16 protein-coding genes are annotated in these 18,332 nt (G+C 72.4%); 6 read left to right on the forward strand and 10 right to left on the reverse strand.

The genetic code is table 11. The features are described from left to right. Nucleotides 1–140: 140 nt before the first annotated feature. Together ACLQ29_RS14645 and ACLQ29_RS14650 are read left to right on the forward strand one after the other, a co-directional pair. On the forward strand, nucleotides 141–992 hold the full coding sequence (locus ACLQ29_RS14645; RefSeq protein ID WP_425772123.1) for a serine hydrolase: 852 nt from the start codon (nucleotides 141–143) through the stop codon (nucleotides 990–992). 54 nt (nucleotides 993–1,046) lie between these two features. After that, nucleotides 1,047–1,748 (forward strand): lysoplasmalogenase, encoded by a 702-nt coding sequence (locus ACLQ29_RS14650; RefSeq protein ID WP_425772124.1) that lies wholly within the window; start codon nucleotides 1,047–1,049, stop codon nucleotides 1,746–1,748. On the opposite strand, the gene ACLQ29_RS14655 is transcribed toward ACLQ29_RS14650, so the two are convergent. Then, nucleotides 1,717–2,514 carry a tyrosine-protein phosphatase gene (locus ACLQ29_RS14655; RefSeq protein ID WP_425772125.1) on the reverse strand — a complete coding sequence of 266 codons (798 nt, stop codon included), beginning with the start codon at nucleotides 2,512–2,514 and terminating at the stop codon, nucleotides 1,717–1,719. The genes ACLQ29_RS14650 and ACLQ29_RS14655 overlap by 32 nt on opposite strands. A 44-nt stretch (nucleotides 2,515–2,558) precedes the next feature. On the opposite strand from ACLQ29_RS14655, the gene ACLQ29_RS14660 reads away from it, so the two are divergent. Both ACLQ29_RS14660 and ACLQ29_RS14665 read left to right on the forward strand, forming a co-directional pair. Next, nucleotides 2,559–3,656, forward strand: a complete 1,098-nt coding sequence (locus tag ACLQ29_RS14660; protein WP_425772126.1) for a mandelate racemase/muconate lactonizing enzyme family protein — start codon at nucleotides 2,559–2,561, stop codon at nucleotides 3,654–3,656. Between the two features lie 59 nt (nucleotides 3,657–3,715). After that, nucleotides 3,716–4,636: an NlpC/P60 family protein gene (locus ACLQ29_RS14665; RefSeq protein WP_425772127.1), complete on the forward strand. Its 921-nt coding sequence runs from the start codon at nucleotides 3,716–3,718 to the stop codon at nucleotides 4,634–4,636. Nucleotides 4,637–4,800: 164 nt separating this feature from the next. Here the strand turns inward: ACLQ29_RS14665 and ACLQ29_RS14670 are convergent, their stop codons facing one another. The 3 genes from ACLQ29_RS14670 to pnuC all read right to left on the reverse strand — a co-directional run bounded on the left by ACLQ29_RS14670 (nucleotide 4,801) and on the right by pnuC (nucleotide 7,853). Beyond that, nucleotides 4,801–5,799 carry a TerC family protein gene (locus ACLQ29_RS14670; RefSeq protein ID WP_393363078.1) on the reverse strand — a complete coding sequence of 333 codons (999 nt, stop codon included), beginning with the start codon at nucleotides 5,797–5,799 and terminating at the stop codon, nucleotides 4,801–4,803. 324 nt (nucleotides 5,800–6,123) lie between these two features. After that, nucleotides 6,124–7,200 carry an AAA family ATPase gene (locus ACLQ29_RS14675; protein WP_425772128.1) on the reverse strand — a complete coding sequence of 359 codons (1,077 nt, stop codon included), beginning with the start codon at nucleotides 7,198–7,200 and terminating at the stop codon, nucleotides 6,124–6,126. Next, nucleotides 7,197–7,853 carry a nicotinamide riboside transporter PnuC gene (gene pnuC / locus ACLQ29_RS14680; RefSeq protein WP_425772129.1) on the reverse strand — a complete coding sequence of 219 codons (657 nt, stop codon included), beginning with the start codon at nucleotides 7,851–7,853 and terminating at the stop codon, nucleotides 7,197–7,199. The genes ACLQ29_RS14675 and pnuC overlap by 4 nt, the downstream gene beginning before the upstream one ends. A gap of 93 nt (nucleotides 7,854–7,946) precedes the next feature. Here pnuC and ACLQ29_RS14685 point away from each other — a divergent pair, with 93 nt between their 5' ends. Then, nucleotides 7,947–8,240 (forward strand): antibiotic biosynthesis monooxygenase family protein, encoded by a 294-nt coding sequence (locus ACLQ29_RS14685; protein ID WP_425772130.1) that lies wholly within the window; start codon nucleotides 7,947–7,949, stop codon nucleotides 8,238–8,240. A 102-nt stretch (nucleotides 8,241–8,342) separates the two neighbouring features. Here the strand turns inward: ACLQ29_RS14685 and ACLQ29_RS14690 are convergent, their stop codons facing one another. The 4 genes from ACLQ29_RS14690 to uvrB form a co-directional block, all read right to left on the reverse strand. Continuing rightward, entirely contained in the window at nucleotides 8,343–9,200 is an 858-nt protein-coding gene (locus ACLQ29_RS14690; RefSeq protein ID WP_425772131.1) for a helix-turn-helix domain-containing protein, read from the reverse strand. A 273-nt stretch (nucleotides 9,201–9,473) separates the two neighbouring features. Then, nucleotides 9,474–9,842: a VOC family protein gene (locus ACLQ29_RS14695; RefSeq protein WP_425772132.1), complete on the reverse strand. Its 369-nt coding sequence runs from the start codon at nucleotides 9,840–9,842 to the stop codon at nucleotides 9,474–9,476. Between the two features lie 111 nt (nucleotides 9,843–9,953). Beyond that, a complete protein-coding gene (locus ACLQ29_RS14700) occupies nucleotides 9,954–10,889 on the reverse strand; it encodes a helix-turn-helix domain-containing protein (RefSeq protein WP_425772133.1) in 936 nt (311 codons plus the stop codon). A 72-nt stretch (nucleotides 10,890–10,961) separates the two neighbouring features. After that, the gene (gene uvrB / locus ACLQ29_RS14705; RefSeq protein ID WP_425772134.1) at nucleotides 10,962–13,070 is read right to left on the reverse strand and encodes an excinuclease ABC subunit UvrB; all 2,109 of its coding nucleotides are present in this window, start codon (nucleotides 13,068–13,070) and stop codon (nucleotides 10,962–10,964) included. A gap of 300 nt (nucleotides 13,071–13,370) precedes the next feature. Between uvrB and ACLQ29_RS14710 the strand changes: the two genes are divergently transcribed. Then, complete coding sequence (locus tag ACLQ29_RS14710; protein WP_425772135.1) at nucleotides 13,371–15,113, forward strand: hypothetical protein; 1,743 nt, start codon at nucleotides 13,371–13,373, stop codon at nucleotides 15,111–15,113. Between the two features lie 9 nt (nucleotides 15,114–15,122). Here the strand turns inward: ACLQ29_RS14710 and coaE are convergent, their stop codons facing one another. Both coaE and rpsA read right to left on the reverse strand, forming a co-directional pair. After that, the gene (gene coaE, locus ACLQ29_RS14715; protein WP_425772136.1) at nucleotides 15,123–16,304 is read right to left on the reverse strand and encodes a dephospho-CoA kinase; all 1,182 of its coding nucleotides are present in this window, start codon (nucleotides 16,302–16,304) and stop codon (nucleotides 15,123–15,125) included. A 264-nt stretch (nucleotides 16,305–16,568) separates the two neighbouring features. Then, on the reverse strand, nucleotides 16,569–18,080 hold the full coding sequence (rpsA, locus tag ACLQ29_RS14720; RefSeq protein ID WP_357069728.1) for a 30S ribosomal protein S1: 1,512 nt from the start codon (nucleotides 18,078–18,080) through the stop codon (nucleotides 16,569–16,571). Nucleotides 18,081–18,332: the final 252 nt, after the last annotated feature.

Here is an 18,332-nt window from a genome sequence, read left to right on the forward strand (position 1 = left end):
GCGGCACCCCCGCCGGCGGCCGCCCCCCCCCCCCCCCCCGGCCCGCGCGCGCCGTGGCCGCCCCCCGCGCCCGTCTGTTTCCCGCAGGGGGTACGCGGGCCGACCCGATCGGTCGTCGCCGATCGGCTACGGTCACCGGCATGACCTGGGATGATCTCGACGCCCACCTGGACCGGGTGCCCGGCACCGTCTCGGCGTACGTGGGACGGCTCGACGCGCCGCCGACCTGGACCCGCCACCCGGACGCCGCCCACTACGCGGCGAGCACCATGAAGGTGGCGGTGCTCGCCGCGCTGCACCGGGCCGCCGAGGCGGGCACGCTGGACCTGGACGCGCCGGTCCCCCTGGTCAACGAGTTCGACTCCGCGCAGTCCGGCGCGCCCCGGTTCTCCTGCGCGCAGCCCTACGACAACGACGACGCCGTCTGGGACCGGCTGGGTGGCACGGCGTCGCTGCGCTGGCTGGCCGAGCGGATGATCGTGCGGTCCAGCAACCTGGCCACCAACCTGGTCATCGGACACGTCGGGTTGCCCGCCGTGGCCGAGGTGTGGGCGCTGGTCGGTGCCCGCGGCAGCGGCACGGGTCGGGGCATCGAGGACTTCGCCGCCCGCGCGGCCGGCATCACCAACACGGTCACCGCCGCCGACCTGGCCGCCCTGCTCGGCGCGCTGGCCACCGGGGCCGGCGCCCCGGGCCGGCTCGCCTCGCCGGCGGCCTGCTCGGCCATGCTGGACGTCCTGCTCGCGCAGGAGCACCGGGAGGACCTGGCCGCCGGCCTGCCCGAGGGCACCCGCATCGCGCACAAGAGCGGTTGGGTACGCGGTGTGCGCCACGGCGTCGGCGTGGTGCTGCCCGCCGACGCCCCGCCGTACCTGATCGCCGTCTGCACCACCACCGACCTGGCCGGGGGCGACGACCAGGTCGAGGACGACGCCTGCCTGCTGCTCGCGCACGTCTCCGCGCAGGTCTGGGCCGCCCGCCACCAACTCTGACCCTGGATCCGTCCGTCCGGTTACCCTGCTCCCACCCCCACCCCGGAGCCGTCGATGCCCCGCAGTCGCGCCGTGTTGATCGCCTTCCTCGTCGTGACGGCCGCGAACCTGCTGGCCAACGCCACCGGCGGCGGCCTGGCCTTCCTGCTCACCAAGCCGCTGCTGATGCCGCTGCTGGCCGCGTACCTCTGGCGGGCCAGCACCGAACGCGGAGCCCGACCGGACCGGCTGGTGCTCGCCGCGCTGGCCTTCGCCACCGGCGGCGACGTCGCCCTGATGATCGACGGCACCGGCTGGTTCCTCGCCGGCATGGCCTGCTTCCTCGGCACGCACCTCTGCTACGTCGCGGCCTTCACCCGGCACGGCGCCGCGGCCGCGCTGCGCCGTGCGCCGCTGGTCGCGGTTCCCCTGGGGTACGCGGTGCTGACCGTCGCCGCCCTGGCCTGGATGTGGGCGGGGCTGACCGACGTCGGGCTGGCCGTACCGGTGGCCGCCTACGCGATAGCGCTGGCCGCCATGGCCACCACCGCCGCCCCCCAGGGCTGGCGGGTCGGTCTCGGCGCCGCGCTCTTCCTCGGCTCCGACCTGCTGATCGCCGCCGGGGTGGCCGAGGTGGCCCAGCCACCCGGCGCGCCGGTGCTGGTCATGGCGACCTACGCCGCCGGCCAGGCGCTGATCGTCACCGGCCGCGCCGCCCGCACCGGCACGCCCACCGACGCACCTGTCACTCCAGCAACTGCGCCCGCAACGCCCTGAGGTCGGCGTCGGTGAGCCCCAGCCCGTCGCGCAGGTACGCGTCGAACGAGCCGTGCACCCGACGCACCTCGGCGTAACCGGCGTCGAGGTACTCGGCGCGGACCTCCAGCACCGGCACCACCGCGTCGACGTCCAGCTCGGGATTGCGCCGACGCATCGCCTCGACGATCACCGCCCGCAGGCTCTCGGTGAGCTCGTTGTTGCGCAGGTAGTCGGCGCGAATCGCCGCCTCGTCCACCCCGAGCGCCGTCAACAGGATGACGGTGAGCCAGCCGGTGCGGTCCTTGCCGGCGGAGCAGTGGTAGACAATCGGCAGGTTCTCCGGCCGCGTGGCCAGCCGTACCGCCTCGGCGAAGCCGACCCGAGCCGACTCCCCGGTGACGAACCACCGGTAGATGGCCGCCATCGCCCCCGCCGTGCCCTGCCGGGCCAACTCCGCGTACGCGTCCAGGTCGTGGCCCAGCAGCACCGCCGAGACGTACGTGAAGACCGGGTGCTCCGGGTCGTGCACCGGAAGGCACACCACCCGTGGCTCGCCGGCCAGCCGATCCGCCGGGGCGACCGCGATCTCCGCGGGGGCGCGCAGATCCAGCACGCACGCCGGCCCCAGCTTCGCCAGCACCGGCAGGTCCTCGTCGGTCAGCCGACCCAGCGCCGGAGTCCGGATCAGCTGTCCCACCCGGACCCGCCGGCCGCCGGCACCGACGAGCCCGCCCAGGTCACGCGCGTTCGGTGCGCCCACCAGCTCCAAGCCCTGCCCGGTCATCCGGTCCCCCTCCCTACGCTGCTGCCGCGTATAGGGTGCCCTACATGACGATCTCGGAGGTACGCACCCACCGGGTTTCCGCCCCCTTACACACCCCGTTCGTCACGGCGCTGCGACGTACCACCACAGTGGACACACTCGTCGTCGAACTCGTCGACTCCGACGGTCGGTCCGGCTTCGGCGAGGCGCCCCAGGTCTGGCAGGTCACCGGCGCGTCGGTCGCCGGCGCGCGGGCGTGCGTCCGCGAATTGCTCGGTCCGCGGTTGATCGGTCGTGACCCGGACGACCTGGTGACCCGGTGCGCCGAGGTGCAGCGCGCGGTGGCGGGCAACGAGGCGGCGAAGGCGGCGGTGGATGTCGCCCTGCACGACCTCGCCGCCCGGCGGCTGGGCGTACCCCTGGTGCGGTTGCTCGGGGGCACCACGCTGCGGGTGCCGACGGACGTCACCCTGGCGGCGGGCGACGCGGTGGACCTGGCGGCGGCGGCGCGGCAGCGGCAGGCCGACGGGTTCGGCGTGCTCAAGGTGAAGGTGGGCACCGACGCGAGCACCGACCTGGACCGGGTACGCGCCGTCCGCGCGGCCGTCGGCCCCGGAGTTCGGATTCGGCTCGACGCCAACCAGGGCTGGTCGCCCCGGGAGGCGGTCCGGGTGATTCGTGGCATCGAGGACGCCGGGCTCGACGTGGAGTTGGTCGAGCAGCCGGTGCCCCGCTGGGACCTGGACGGGCTGGCCTGGGTCAGCGACCGGGTGTCCGTGCCGATCCTGGCCGACGAGGCGGTCTTCGGGGTCCGCGACCTGGTGGAGGTGATCCGCCGTCGGGCCGCCGACCTGGTAAACGTCAAGCTGGCCAAGTGTGGCGGGCTGCACCCGGCGCGTACCCTCCTCGAACTGGCCTCCGCCCACGGGCTCGGCACGGTTGTCGGTTCGATGATGGAGAGTCAGGTCGGCATCGGGGCGGCGGCGAGCCTGGTCGCCGCGTACGGCACCACAGCGGTCTCCGACCTGGACGCCGCCTGGTGGCTGGCCTGGTCGCCGGTGCAGGGCGGGATACGGTACGACGGGGCTACCGTCGTGCTGCCGAATGCCCCTGGCCTGGGCATCTCCGGGCTGACTGAAGCAAAGGTGCAGGCTCGCGCTTGATGAGTGTTGGTTTCTTTCATAGGGTGCCCCTGGACAACCGACTCGATCTGGGGGTTGACGTGAAGCTGCAACCGGGCCGCGAGGCCGTCGTTCGCGTCGCGGTGGCAACACTGTGGACCTCGCCCGAGGCGGTCCGTCCGGTCGATCGCCCGGCGCTGACCGCCGGCGCCGACATCCCGGCCTGGGTCTCCGGTCTCAGCACCGAGCAGCAGGTCGGCGACTGTGTGCTGAGCCAACTCCTGCTCGGCGAGCGGGTCCTCGTCAGCGAGCTACGACCGGACGGCTGGGCCCGGGTCGTCGCCGTCGAGCAGCCAGCCGCCAAGCTGGACCCGCGCGGCTACCCGGGCTGGCTCCCCGCCGACCAACTGGCCGCGGCCGACCCGGTCACCCGCACCGACGCCCCGGTGGTGGTGGACGCCACGGTCACCGCGCTGCACGCCGCCCCGGGCGGGCCTGTGGTGTTGCCCGGCGTCGTCGTCGGCACCCGCCTGGTGCCGGCCGGCCCCGCCCGCGATGACTGGCGGCCGGTGCACGCCCCGGGGCAGGCCGCGCCGCTCTGGCTGCCCGACAGCCACCTGGTCCCGGCCTCGGCCGCCGCGCCGACCGCCGAGCAGGCGCTCGCGGTGGCGCAGCGGCTGCTGCACGTGGCCTACATCTGGGGTGGTCTCTCCGCACACGGCATCGACTGCTCGGGGCTGGTGCACCTGGCCTGGCGGCGGTTCGGGGTGCTGCTCCCCCGCGACGCCGACGACCAGGCCGTCGCCACCACCCCGCTGGCGTTGGGGGCGGAACGCCCCGGTGACCTCTACTTCTTCGCCCGACCCGGCCGCAAGATCCACCACATCGGCATCGTCACCGCCCCACCCGGGACCGACGGGGAGCGGCGGATGCTGCACGCCTGCTACCGGCGGCGGCGGGTCATCGAGGAACCACTGCCGGCCGATCGGACCGCCACGCTTGTCGGCGCGCACCGGGTCTGACGGCGGGGGCATCCTCGACTGATCGGCCCACACCGGGGTCGAACCGCCAGGGCATCCTCGGCTAAGCAACGCGCACCCGGGTCGGACCGCCAGGGCATCCGCCGCTTGTTGCCGCGCACCGGGTCGGACCGGCCGGGCGCATGGGGCGCCCGGCCGGTCTCCGGTCAGCGACGGGCGTCGGCCAGCTCGCGGCGCCGGTCCCGGGAGGACTTGATCAGGCTGGCGGCGGTGGCGATGCCCAGGGTGCCGAGAATGACCAGCAGCGACAGCCAGATCGGGATGTGCGGCGCCCAGCCGACGTGCTCGCCACCGTTGATGAACGGCAGTTGGTTGTCGGCCAACGCCTCCAGCACCAGCTTGACCCCGATGAAGCCGAGCACGACGGCCAGGCCGTAGCTCAGGTAGATCAGACGGTCGAGCAGGCCACCGAGCAGGAAGTAGAGCTGACGAAGGCCCATCAGCGCGAAGACGTTCGCGGTGAAGACCAGGTACGGCTCCTGGGTGATGCCGAAGATCGCCGGGATCGAGTCCAGTGCGAAGATCAGATCGGTGGTGCCGATCGCGATCATCACGATCAGCATCGGGGTGAACAACCGCTTGCCGGTCGAGTGGGTGGTGAGCTTCGCGCCGTCGTACTCCTTGGAGATCGGCAACGCCTTGCGGCTCCACCTGATCAGCACGTTCTCGGAGAACTCGTCCTCGTCCGGCTCGCCCTGCCGGGCCAGGTTGACAGCGGTGTAGATCAGGAACGCGCCGAAGATGTAGAAGACCCAGGAGAACTGCGAGATCAACGCCGCGCCGGCGGCGATGAAGCCACCGCGCATCACCAGGGCCAGCACTATGCCGACGAGCAGCACCTTCTGCTGGTACTGCCGAGGCACCCCGAAGCGGGCCATGATGATCACGAAGACGAAGAGGTTGTCCACCGAGAGGCTGTACTCGGTGAGCCAGCCGGTGTAGAACTGCCCGGCCGGGCTGGCACCAGCGGTCAACCAGACGCCCGCCCCGAAGAGCAGGGCGAGCCCGACGTAGAAGGCGACCCAGAGGCTCGACTCCCGCACACTCGGCTCGTGCGGGCGCCGGCCAATGATCAACAGGTCAACGAGCAGGACCGCGGTCAGTACGACAAGCGTCCCCGCCCACACTAATCCGGACACGTCCAACGTTCATTCCTCCGGCAGACACGCGGCGTCGGGCACACCGTACGCCCCCGCTCGGGCCGGTGTGCCGCTGTCGCTCACTCTGGTGACTGTCGGAGGTCTCTTCCGCCGCCGCCCGCGAACGGAAACGGCGACCTACGGAGCCGGGTCGGGTCGCCGTGGTTCCGACGATCGACCGTGCTGACGACTCCGTCGCGAAGGAATACTCCCCTCCTCGGTGACCATTGTTGCCCACCACGCCCCGTGATCACACCCCGGGCACCCGGTGTCGCTGAACACCACCCGCCCGGGAATCCCGCCGCACACCCGCTGGGGTGTCCTAGGAGGCTAGTGCAGGTCGGGTGCGGCTATCGGATCGCTGAGCGACCAGCCGCCGGCCAGCAGGTCGTCACACGCGCGCACCGCCCGGGCCAGCCGCTCGGCGTGCGTACCGACCAACTCCACCACCGGCACCCCGCACCCGGCCAACTCGCTCCGGAACCGCTCGGTCATCCAGGCCCGCAGGTGCTCGCCGTCGCGCAGCCCGTCGTCGGTGAAGGGCACGTCCCGGTGATCCGTCAGCAGGTACAGCGCGGGCCTACGGGCCGCCGCCCGCACCTCCGGCGACGTGCTGCCCAGGTAGCGCTCCTCCCACACCGCCGTGGCCCGCGCATCGGTGTCGCAGATGAGCAGCGGACCGCCGATCCGGGCCGCCGCGTCCTCGGCCGCCTGCTGCTCACGCACCACCGCGCGGAAGTCGCCCCGGTCCCAGGTGACGTCGAAGACGGTCGCCCCCGGAACGCGCTCCCGCAACCGGGCCAGCTTGTCGGCGGTCAACTCCCGGCCGTACTCCGGCACCCAAGGCGTGCCGTAGTGCGCCGCCAGCGCCGCGGCCATCGTGGTGGTGCCTGTCGACTCCGCGCCGACCACCACCACCCGCCGAGCGAACCAGGCGCGCACCGGCGGGCTCAGGAACCGCCAGTGACCCGCCGGATCCGCGCGGACGGCGGTGCCGGAGACCGGCACGGTTCGCCGATCCGGATCCACCGACACCCCTACGGCGTCGAAGCGGCGAGCCAACTCCGCCCCGTACGCCTCGGACGAGACGACCACGTCCACCTTCCGGGGACCGACCGCGTCGCGGAACACCGCACAGTGCGCGTCCCAGACGGCCGGGTCGTCGTAGTCGACCGGGTGATCGTCGTACCTGCCGACGAAGCGCACCCACGGGGTGTCCGCGTGCACCTCACGCAACCAGTCGAGCCGCAGCGCGAGCGGGATGGACTCCCGGCGCGAGGGCGCGACGACGACGGTGACCTCGGCGCAGCGGGCCGCGGCGGCCGCGATCAGCGCGTGGTGCCCGGCGTGCGGCGGGTAGAACTTGCCCACCACCAACCCGTGCCCGAACTCTCCGTCGGCGTTCACGCGCTCACCGGCGCCGGGCCGGGCGGGACCGGGGTCGGCCTGTCGACCCGACGCAGATCCGCCCGCCAAGCCCGCAACCCGAGCACGCACAGGGCAAGGAAGACCAGGTAGAGCACGGCGGTCAGGTGCAGTCCCTTGTACGCGTACAAGGGGATGTAGATCAGGTCGGCGGCGATCCAGAGCCACCAGCTCTCCACCCGCTTGCGGGTCTGCCCGTAGGTGGCCAGCAGGGACAGCGCCGTGGTCACCGCGTCCGGCAGGGGCACGGTCGAGTCGGTGGCCCGGTCCAGCAGGGCCCACAGCCCGCCGGTGAGCAGCACCCCGACGATCGCCAGCAGCAGCCACTCTCGGCGCCCGGTCCGGCTCACCGTGAGCCGGCTCCGCCGTTCACCACCGAACAACCAGTGCCACCAGCCATAGCAGCCGAGCGCGACGTAGACCACCTGGAGCCCCGCGTCGGCGTACAGCCCCGCGGTCCAGAACAACAGCATGAGCAGCACCACGTTGGCGATGCCGACCGGCCAGTTGGCGATCCTCTGTCGGGCCACCAGCCACACGTTGAGCACACCTGTCGCGAACCCCAGCAGCTCCGCCCAGGTGGTGGCCGTGCCGGCCACCTCGAATGCGGTACCGGTGAGCCAGTCAATGATCACGACCCCACCCTAGGGGCCCCCTGGGGGCGTCGCCGACACCGGAACGGACCCCGCGACACCGCCGAACCGGCCCCCCGTGAGAGGCTTTCCGACATGGTGCTTGAGGTCGCGCTGATCGACGTACTGCCCGGACACGAGGACGCCTTCGCCGCCGCCTACGCCGAGGGTCACCCGGTGCTCGCCGGGGCGACCGGCTGCCGGTCCGTCCGGATGACACGGGGAATCGAGTCGCCGACGCGCTTCGTGCTGCTCGTCGAATGGGACTCGGTCGAGGCGCACGAGAAGAACTTCCGGGCCACCGAGCGGTTCGCGCAGTGGCGGGCGTTGATCGGGCCACACTTCGCCGGGCCGCCCCTGGTCGAGCACTTCCTCGACGTGCCGGCCTGAGCCTGCTGTCGTACCCCGCGGTTATCGTGCCCTGCGCACGCGCCGGCCGTCGGTCCCGACGGGCTCGGGGGCGCCGGGCCCGGTGGCCGCGCGGCGCGGTTCCTATTCGCCGACGCGGCGCGCCAGCAGGGTGATCGTCTCCTCCGGTGACAGCGCGGCCGCCAGCAACGCCTCGGTCATCCGCTGGTAGCGGTCGACGTCGAGCACGGTGGCCAACCGCACGTCGGTGGTCAACGCCTCCAGCATCACCGTCCGCGGGTCCGCCGGGTCGGGAAAGGCATAGCAGGAGTACGGGGTGAGCGGGTGCAGCCCGCCACCGGCCACCCCGCGGGGCAGCAGCCGCACCGTGACATGGGACAGCCCGGTCACGGCGACCAGATGCCGTAACTGTTCGCGCCAGACCTCGTCCGGCAGGTCGCCCGGGTCGCAGACGGTCTCGGCGAGCACCGCCGTGTAGCGCGGCGGATAGGCCCGCCGCAACACCTCCTGCCGCAGCGCGCGGGCGCGCACCTCGGACTCCACATCGAGCTCCGGCGTGAACCGCGCGCCGGCCTCCACGAACACCCGGGTGTACGCGGGCGTCTGGAGCAGCCCCGGCACGACCGCCGGCTGGTACTCGACGATGTCGGCGGCACCCGCCTCCAACTCGGCGTACGTGCGCTGCCGTTCGCTCATCTCGCCGAGCGTCTTCCACCAGCCGCGGCTGGTCGCCGCGTCCCGGGCGATCACGATCAGCGCGTCCCGGGCGGGCGAGGGCACCTTGTAGATGTCCAACAGATCGAGCACGTCCGCGAGATCCGGACGGCTCTGACCCAGCTCGATGCGGGACAGCTTCGACGTCGAGGCCCAGCCCAGCCGGTCGCAGACCTGCTCCAGGGTCAGCGCCTCGCGCCGACGCAGCTGGCGCAACTCAGCGCCGAGACGTGCACGTCGAATGACAGGACTCGTTGGCAGCGGCATCCCGGCCTCCCCAACGAGGGAGCGTACGCAGGACGATCACCCAGTGCAATAGCTCGCTCGCTCACCGCAATCAGGTCATTCGGCGCGGCCGGCGATCTGGACCGACCGTTCCGGTGTGGACGGCCTGCCCGGCGGACCGCTCCACGAGGCCCACCGACCGACCCGGCCGGGGCTCAGCGCCGACCCGGCCGGGGCTCAGCGCCGACCCGGCCGGGGCTCAGCGCCGACCCGGCCGGGGCTCAGCGCCGACCCGGGCTCAGGGCCGACCCGGGCTCAGGGCCGGTAGGTGCCGAAGGCCCAGACGTTGCCGGCCAGGTCACGGGCGGCGTAGTCACGGGAGCCGTAGTCGGTGTCGAACGGTTCCTGGGTGATCTCGGCCCCGGCCGCACGGGCCTGGGCACAGTGGGCGTCGATGTCCGGCACGGCCACGTACACCGACCAGTGGTCGTGAGCCGGCCTGGGCGTCGCGTCGGCCCGACCGCCCAACATGATCATGCCGCCGTCGAGGACGAGTTCGGCGTGCGCGACAGTGCCGTCCGGTGCGTCGTGCACGGCGTGCACCTGGAAACCGAAGGCAGTGCAGAGCCAGTCGATCGCGGCGCGGGGATCGGGGTAACGGAAGATGGGGTAGACGGTTCGCATGACCACAGTGTGCGGCCGCCAGCCCGTAGCCGGATTGGACGAATGTGACCTCGGCGGGGCGTTCGGCAACCGGGCGGTGCGTCAGCCGGCCAGGGTCGACCGGGCGGTGCGTCAGCCGGCCAGGGTCGACCGGGCGCTGAGCAGCGCGGCCGGGGTCGCCCCCGCGAACTGGTGAAAGTCCCGGATCAGGTGCGACTGGTCGTAGTAGCCGCAGCGCGCCGCCACCGCGGCCCAGTCCACGGCCTGCGCCCTGGCGGATGAGGTCGCGGACGGTCCCGGGCCGGACGGGTCCGCGTCGGCCGCGAACGGGCCGGCGTCGCTCGGCGGTCTGGCACCCGGGGCGAGCACGGCGTGCGACCCCACGTCGCTCAGCGCCGTGCACGCGTGCTGGAAGCGCAGCAACCGCGCAACCATCTTGGGTGGCAGCCCGATCTCCTGCCGGAACCGGGACGCGAGGTGCCGCCGGCTCCAGCCCAGCTCGTCGGCGAGCACACCGACGCCTTCCTGGCCACCGCTGGCCACCAGCCACCGCCACGCCCAGTCGAGCCGGGCGTCCGCCGGCGGCGACGCCGCCAGGCGGCCGGTGAGCACCCGGTCGAGCAGGGCGAAGCGCTCTGGCCAGGTTGCCGCGTCGGCGAGCTGGCCCCGCAGCCGATCCAGCCAACGGCCCGGGAGCTGCCCGACACCCACGGCACGATTTGTCAGCTCGCTCAGCGGCAGACCGAGGAGCCGGCGGGCGGTCAGTGGAGCGAGCAGCAACTCGACGCCCTCCCCCACACCCATCGTGCGCGTGGTGCACCAGCCGTCGAAGGTGCCGGCCACGAACGAGTCGACCCCGCTGGCGCCGCGCTCCGCGCTGCGCGGGTCGGTCACCTCCAGCGGGGCGCCCCAGCCCAGGATCAGCACCACGAAGACGCCCGCCGACTCCCGGCGGACCAGTGGGAGGTCCGCCTGTTCCCGATAGCCGACGTACCTGTCGACGAACGGGCGCAGACTGACCTCGGGCAGCCCGAGGACCATCTCCCCGACCGGTGCCACAGCGGTCATCCTCGCCCCACCCTTCGCCCGCCCGGGTCGGCTGTGCCCGGCGGGATGCCGGTCACGCCCCGCCGCTTGTCGTCACTTCACGCCGGCGGCGTCCATGCCGCGCAGCTCCTTCTTCAGGTCGGAGACCTCGTCACGGATCCGGGCCGCCAGCTCGAACTGCAGCTCGCGGGCGGCGGCCAGCATCTGGTCGCTGAGCTCCTGGATGAGCTGGGCGAGGTCGGCGCGGGCCATCCCCTCCCGCGAGGTGGTCGTGGCGGCGCCCCGGCTCCGGCTCCGGGTTTCCTTGACCGGCGCCTTGCCCCGGGAAAGCTGACGCACCGCGCCACCGACCCGGGAGTTTTCGGTGTCCTCCGCCTCGCGGTAGATGTCGTCCAGGATGTCGTGGATCTTCTTACGCAACGGCTCCGGGCTGATCCCGTGCGCCTCGTTGTGCGCGATCTGCTTGGCCCGACGCCGATCGGTCTCGTCGATCGCCGCCGCCATCGACGGCGTGATCTTGTCGGCGTACATGTGCACCTGACCGGAGACGTTACGGGCGGCCCGCCCGATGGTCTGGATCAGCGACCGGCCGCTGCGCAGGAAGCCCTCCTTGTCGGCGTCGAGGATCGCCACCAACGACACCTCGGGCAGGTCGAGGCCTTCACGGAGCAGGTTGATGCCGACCAGCACGTCGTAGTCGCCCTTGCGCAGCTCGCGCAGCAGCTCCACCCGGCGCAAGGTGTCGACCTCCGAGTGCAGGTAGCGCACCCGGATGCCGTTTTCCAGCAGGTAGTCGGACAGGTCCTCGGCCATCTTCTTGGTCAGGGTGGTGACCAGGACCCGCTCGTCGCGGTCGGTACGCAGTTTGATCTCGTGCATCAGGTCGTCGATCTGGCCCTTGGTCGGCTTGATCACGACCTCCGGGTCGACCAGACCGGTGGGCCGGATGACCTGCTCGACGAACTCGCCCTGCGCCTGCTCCATCTCCCACGTGCCCGGCGTCGCGGACAGGTAGACCATCTGGCCGACCCGCTCCAGGAACTCGTCGAAGCGCAGCGGCCGGTTGTCGGCTGCGCTGGGCAGCCGGAAACCGTGGTCGATGAGCATCCGCTTGCGGGACGCGTCGCCCTCGTACATGCCGCCGATCTGCGGGATGGTGACGTGCGACTCGTCGACCACCGTGAGGAAGTCGTCGGGGAAGTAGTCGAGCAGGGCGTGCGGCGGGCTGCCGGGCAGCCGCCCGTCCATGTGCATCGAGTAGTTCTCGATGCCGGAGCAGAAGCCCACCTGCCGCATCATCTCGATGTCGTAGGTGGTGCGCATGCGCAGCCGCTGCGCCTCCAGCAGCTTGCCCTGCCGTTCCAGCTCGGCGAGGCGGTCGGCCAGCTCCACCTCGATGTCACGGATCGCCCGCTCCATCCGCTCCGGGCCGGCCGCGTAGTGCGTGGCGGGGAAGATCACCAGCTGGTCGACCTCGCGGACCACGTCTCCTGTCAGCGGGTTGAGGTAGTAGAGCTTCTCCACCTCGTCACCGAACAGCTCGATGCGGATCGCCAGCTCCTCGTACGCCGGGATGATCTCCAGCGTGTCGCCGCGGACCCGGAACGTGCCGCGCTGGAAGGCCATGTCGTTGCGGGTGTATTGGATGTCGACGAGCCGGCGCAGCAACTGGTCACGGTCGAGCTCATGCCCGGTCTGCACCTTCACCGCCCGATTGAGGTATTCCTCCGGGGTGCCCAGACCGTAGATCGCCGAGACGGTCGCCACCACGATCACGTCGCGGCGGGTGAGCAGCGACATCGTCGCCGAGTGCCGCAGCCGCTCGACCTCCTCGTTGATCGAGGAGTCCTTCTCGATGTAGGTGTCGGTCTGCGGGATGTAGGCCTCGGGCTGGTAGTAGTCGTAGTACGAGACGAAGTATTCGACAGCGTTGTGCGGCAGCAGCTCGCTGAACTCCTTGGCCAGCTGCGCGCAGAGCGTCTTGTTCGGGGCGAGCACCAGGGTCGGGCGCTGCAACCGCTCGATCAGCCACGCGGTGGTGGCGCTCTTGCCGGTGCCGGTCGCGCCGAGCAGCACTGTGTTGCGGTCGCCGCGCCGAACCCGACGCTCAAGATCGTCGATGGCTGCCGGCTGGTCGCCGGCCGGCTGGAACTCACTGACGACCTGGAAGCGGCTGTCGAGCCGGGGAATGTCGAGCGCCATGCCGTCAACGGTACGCCGGAGGTCCGACAGGTTTGGCCGTCACGCCAGGTACGTGATCAGCTTCAATATTCCCATTGTGTGGCCCATGTCACCCGGACTACCCTCTCCATGTAGGCCGCTCGCGGCGGCCGATCGGGCCGGTGGCCAGGCCGTCATCACGGCCGGCTGCCCCCGGCACTGCGGTCGCAGCACCCGGCTCGTCCGGCGTGCGCACCCGTGTGGTCGCGCTCGAGGCGCAGACCGGCCGCCGCGAGCGCCCCATGCTCGTCACCCCGGCGCCTCCCCGCCCGTTTCACATCCGTGGACACCTCTGCGACCCCGCCGCCCGACACCACCACGGCCACGCCCCGACCGGGCGGCACCGACAGGCGCAGCACCTCCGCGGCGGGCAAGCCCGGCAACCCGGCCGCCGGACGGCCCGGCGCCCGTCGCCGCGGCGCCACCGGCCGGGGCTCCGACAGGCCCCCGAGGACCACCCGGCCCGACGACACCGACTCGGCCGCCGACACCACCGACACCACAGGTCCCGACCCGGCCGGCCGCCGCCGGCGACGTACCGTGCTGATGGTGCTCGGTCTGACCGCGGTGACGTCCGCGACGGCGTTGGTGCTCGGGTTGTTGAGCTGGGCGCCCGACCCACCCGAGCCCGCCCGGCCGCTGACCGCCGCCGAGGGCGAGCGGCTGGCCGCGCTGCGGGTCACCAACCTGCGGGATCTACGCGCCGGGGTCCGCGTCACCGCCGGCGTCGACGCGGCCCGGATCGAGCTGGTGGGCTGGGTGGACTGGTCGCGGTCCCTGCTCTACCTGGACGTGGGCGGGCCCGGCGCGGGTGCCGAGCGCGGGCTGGCGCAGAGGGCCGGGTCGGTGCTGGTGATCCGGCCCGACCCGGCGGCGGTGCCCACCCCCGCCGCGCCTCCGCTGGTGCCTCCGACCGATCGGTGGCGGCTGCACCGCCTGCCGCCCGAGGCGAGCCTGGCGCCGGTGCTCGACCTGCTCCTCGGCCTCGCGGCCGACCGCCCGGACGCGGCACCGGCGGTGCCGCGCGGCGCCGCGCGCTGGATCGCCCGGGACACCATGGCGGGCGGCCCGGTGGACGTCCTCCAGGCACCGCTACCCGCAGGGACACCGGCCGCGGGTAGCGCCCCGGCCGGCAACACCACAGCCGGCGGCACCACGGCGGGCAGCACCACGGCGGGCAGCACCACGGCACAGGAGCCGGGTTCCTCGTCGACGGGCACCGAGCCGGACGGGCAGACCCGGTACTGGCTCGACCAGGACGCTCGGCTGCACAAGCTCGTCACCCGGTTGCCCGGCGTCGGCCCGGTCACGGTGACCCTGCACCGGGCGGACCGGCCGACCCTGCGGCCGGTGGACGCCCTCGGCGGCCGGCCGGGCCTCCCCCGCGCGCTGAGCGACGCCGAACAGCGTCGACTGGACCGGCTGCCGGTCCGGCTACGCGCCCAGGGCGGGGCGGGGGTCACGCTCACCGCGCCGACGGGCACGAACACGAACCTGCGGGGCACCGGCTGGATGAGCTGGACCACGCGTACCGCGTACCTCGCGGTCGCCGACCTGGGCGTACCGGATCGCCGGAGCCTGCTGCGGCGCGACGCCGCCGGTCTGGCCCGAGCGGACCTGCCGGCGGCGGCCGCTGGTGGCGGCACGGCGGAGGCGCCGGGGCGGCCGCCGCTGCCGCCCCCCGCCGGGGCGTGGCGGGTGTCCCGATCCGCCGGCGACGACGTGGGCCTACTTGTCGACGCCGCGCTGGCCGCCGGGTCGGTCGGGCCACGCGGCACGGCCGTGCGGGTACGCGAGGACGTCAGCGCCGGGCGGACCGTGGACGTCGTCGAGGTGGGCGCGGCAGCCGCGCGGCTGCGCTACTGGATCGACCGTGACGGGTCGCTGCGGCGGCTGGAGCTGCGCACCAGCGGCAACGCGTGGGCTCAACTGGATCTTCACCCGGCCGCGGTGCCCCGACTTGCCCCGGCGCCCCGACCGCCTGCCAAACCTCGGCCCTCCCCCGTTCGGCGCGGTGCCCGTTGAGCGGTGCGCTCAGGGCCGCCAGCCGGTCTGCGTGGCCCACTGCTCGGCCCGCAGGTACTCCTCGTCGAACCACGGGTCCCGGGCCGTGCCGGAGTCGCCGGCGGCCGGCGCCGCGTCGACCAGGTCCCGCTTGAGTTGCAGGTACGCGGCCCGCTGATCCGGGTCGGCACGCAGGTGGTCGCGCATCAGCAACGCGTACCGCCAGCCTGGCGACCCCTCCAGCCGCACGTGCAGGCGAACCGGGCGGGCCGGATCGGCGCTGCCGTGCAGCCGCTTCTCCCACCGACCGCTGCCGGCCGGGCGCGGATCGTCCCACCACTGCCCCGGCACCCGCGGGAAACCGGCGTTCGCCAGCCGGTCGGCCAACGCCCCGTCGGCGTCCGTGAGGCTGGACACGGCCACCTGCACGTCGATGACGTCCTGGGCGGCCAGGCCGGGCACCGCGGTCGAGCCGATGTGGTCGATCCGCAGGGCGTCCGAGCCCAGGGTGTGCCGAATCCGGGCGGCCAGCCGCGCGTACTGCTCGGGCCAGCCCGCGTCGATCCCCGTCGGGTCGTCCCCGTCCGGTTGGGCCACCCGCCGCTGACGCAGGTTGTCCTCGTAGGGCCGCAGCCGTTGCCGCCAGAGCGCGTCGACGGCGTCGTGCAGCGCCGCGAGGCTCCGGTCGTTGCCGAGCACCACGTCGGCAGCCGCCCGGCGACGGGCGTCGTCGGTCTGGGCGGCGATCCGCCGCTCGGCCTCCACGCGACCCATCCCCCGGTCGCGCACCAGTCGTTCCAGTCGGGTCGGCACGGCCGTCTGCACCACGATCACCAGGTGGTACGTGGGCGCGAGACCCACCTCGACCAGCAGCGGCACGTCGTTGACGACGATCGCGTCGGGAGGCGCCGCGGCGGCCAACTCCGCGGTGCGGGCCCGCACCCGAGGATGCGTGATCGACTCCAACCGTCGGCGGGCGGCCTCGTCGGCGAACACCACCGCGCCCAGTGCGGCACGGTCCAGCGCGCCGTCGGCGTCCAGCACCGCGTCGGAGAAGGCGGCGACGATCTCGGCCAGCCCGTCGCTGCCCGGTGCGACGACCTCCCGGGCCACCCGGTCGGCGTCGATGAGCACCGCTCCCCGTTCGACGAGCCGCGCCGCCACCGCGCTCTTGCCCGACCCGATCCCGCCGGTCAATCCCACCCTCAGCACCCGACCAGTCAACCGGATCCACAAGCCCGCCGCCAAACCCACCCGCAACCCGGCGGCACCGATCCGCGATCTTGCACTTTCTGTCCCGACACAGGGCGCATATCACCTATACCGACAACCGAAACTGCAAGATCGGCGCGAACTGCGGGCAGCCCGGCCCGCGGCTCGCGCCCGGGGGCGTACGGCGGGTACGGCGAAGGCCCCGCCCCCGACGATCCGGAGATCGCGGGGGCGGGGCCCGTCGTCGTTCAGTCGTTCAGCGGGTCACTTACCGCCGGCGAGCTTCTCCCGCAGTGCGGCGAGCGCCTCGTCGGTGGCCAGGGTGCCGGCCGGCTCCTCGGCCTGCCGGCTCGGGGCCGGGCTGGACGAGGAGGTGGTGCCACCGCCACCGGTGCCGCCCGCGGCCGGAACGACCGGGGTCGGGTTGGCGGCAGCCTCGGCGTCGGCGGCCCGAGAGGTCTGCACCTGCTTGGTGTGGGCCTCCCAGCGCTGACGAGCCTCGGCGTACTGGTTCTCCCAGGTCTCGCGCTGCTTGTCGTACCCCTCGAGCCACTCGCCCGTCTCGGGGTCGAAGCCCTCCGGGTAGATGTAGTTGCCCTCGGTGTCGTACGTCGCGGCCATGCCGTAGAGGGTGGGGTCGAAGTGCTCCTCGCCCTCGACGAAGCCCTCGTTGGCCTGCTTGAGCGACAGCGAGATCCGGCGACGCTCCAGGTCGATGTCGATGACCTTGACCATGACCTCGGAGCCGACCTGGACGACCTGCTCCGGGATCTCCACGTGGCGCTCGGCCAGCTCGGAGATGTGGACCAGGCCCTCGATGCCGTCGTCCACCCGGACGAACGCACCGAACGGCACCAGCTTGGTGACCTTACCCGGCACGATCTGCTGGATCGCGTGGGTGCGGGCGAACTGCCGCCACGGGTCCTCCTGGGTCGCCTTCAGCGACAGCGAGACCCGCTCGCGGTCCAGGTCGACGTCCAGGACCTCGACCTCGACCTCCTGGCCCACCTCGACAACCTCGGACGGGTGGTCGATGTGCTTCCAGGACAGCTCGGAGACGTGCACCAGACCGTCGACGCCGCCAAGGTCGACGAAGGCGCCGAAGTTGACGATCGAGGACACGACGCCCTTGCGGACCTGGCCCTTCTGCAGCTTGTTGAGGAACTCGGTGCGCACCTCGGACTGCGTCTGCTCCAGCCAGGCCCGGCGGGACAGGACCACGTTGTTGCGGTTCTTGTCCAGCTCGATGATCTTGGCCTCGAGCTCCCGCCCGACGTACGGCTGCAGGTCGCGCACACGACGCATCTCGACCAGGGACGCGGGCAGGAAGCCGCGCAGCCCGATGTCGAGGATGAGGCCGCCCTTGACCACCTCGATGACCGAACCGCGGACGACACCGTCCTCGTCCTTGATCTTCTCGATCGTGCCCCAGGCCCGCTCGTACTGTGCCCGCTTCTTGGAGAGGATCAGACGACCCTCCTTGTCCTCCTTCTGGAGGACCAGGGCCTCGATGTGGTCGCCAACCGTCACAACCTCGGCGGGGTCCACGTCGTGCTTGATCGACAACTCCCGAGAGGGGATGACACCCTCGGTCTTGTAGCCGATGTCGAGCAGGACCTCGTCCCGATCGACCTTGACGACGGTGCCTTCGACAATGTCGCCGTCGTTGAAGTACTTGATGGTCTCGTCGATCGCGGCGAGGAATGCCTCCTCGGAACCGAGATCGTCGTGGGTGACCCGGGTGGCGCTCGAGGGGGCCTCGATGCTGCTCGTCATGTGGGCGGTTGCTCCGGTCGGTGGGTTGTCACAGCAGGCTGGTGTCGCAGTGACCTGTTCGCGCCAGCGGATCCGTCGCCGGGCACACCGAACGATCGCCTAGTGAGATCATGATGTGGCTCCGTCGACCGCGTGCCTGCTCCCTGCCGAGGCAACGCGATCCGCGAGCGCATCGTCTAGCCTACCGTGCGCATTACCACAGCGTGCAAGCCCTCCCGGCTTCTCTGTGTGCGGTGACCTGCGAAAGACGAA

The sequence above is a fragment of the Micromonospora sp. DT228 genome (assembly GCF_049841595.1).
GTDB lineage: Bacteria > Actinomycetota > Actinomycetes > Mycobacteriales > Micromonosporaceae > Micromonospora.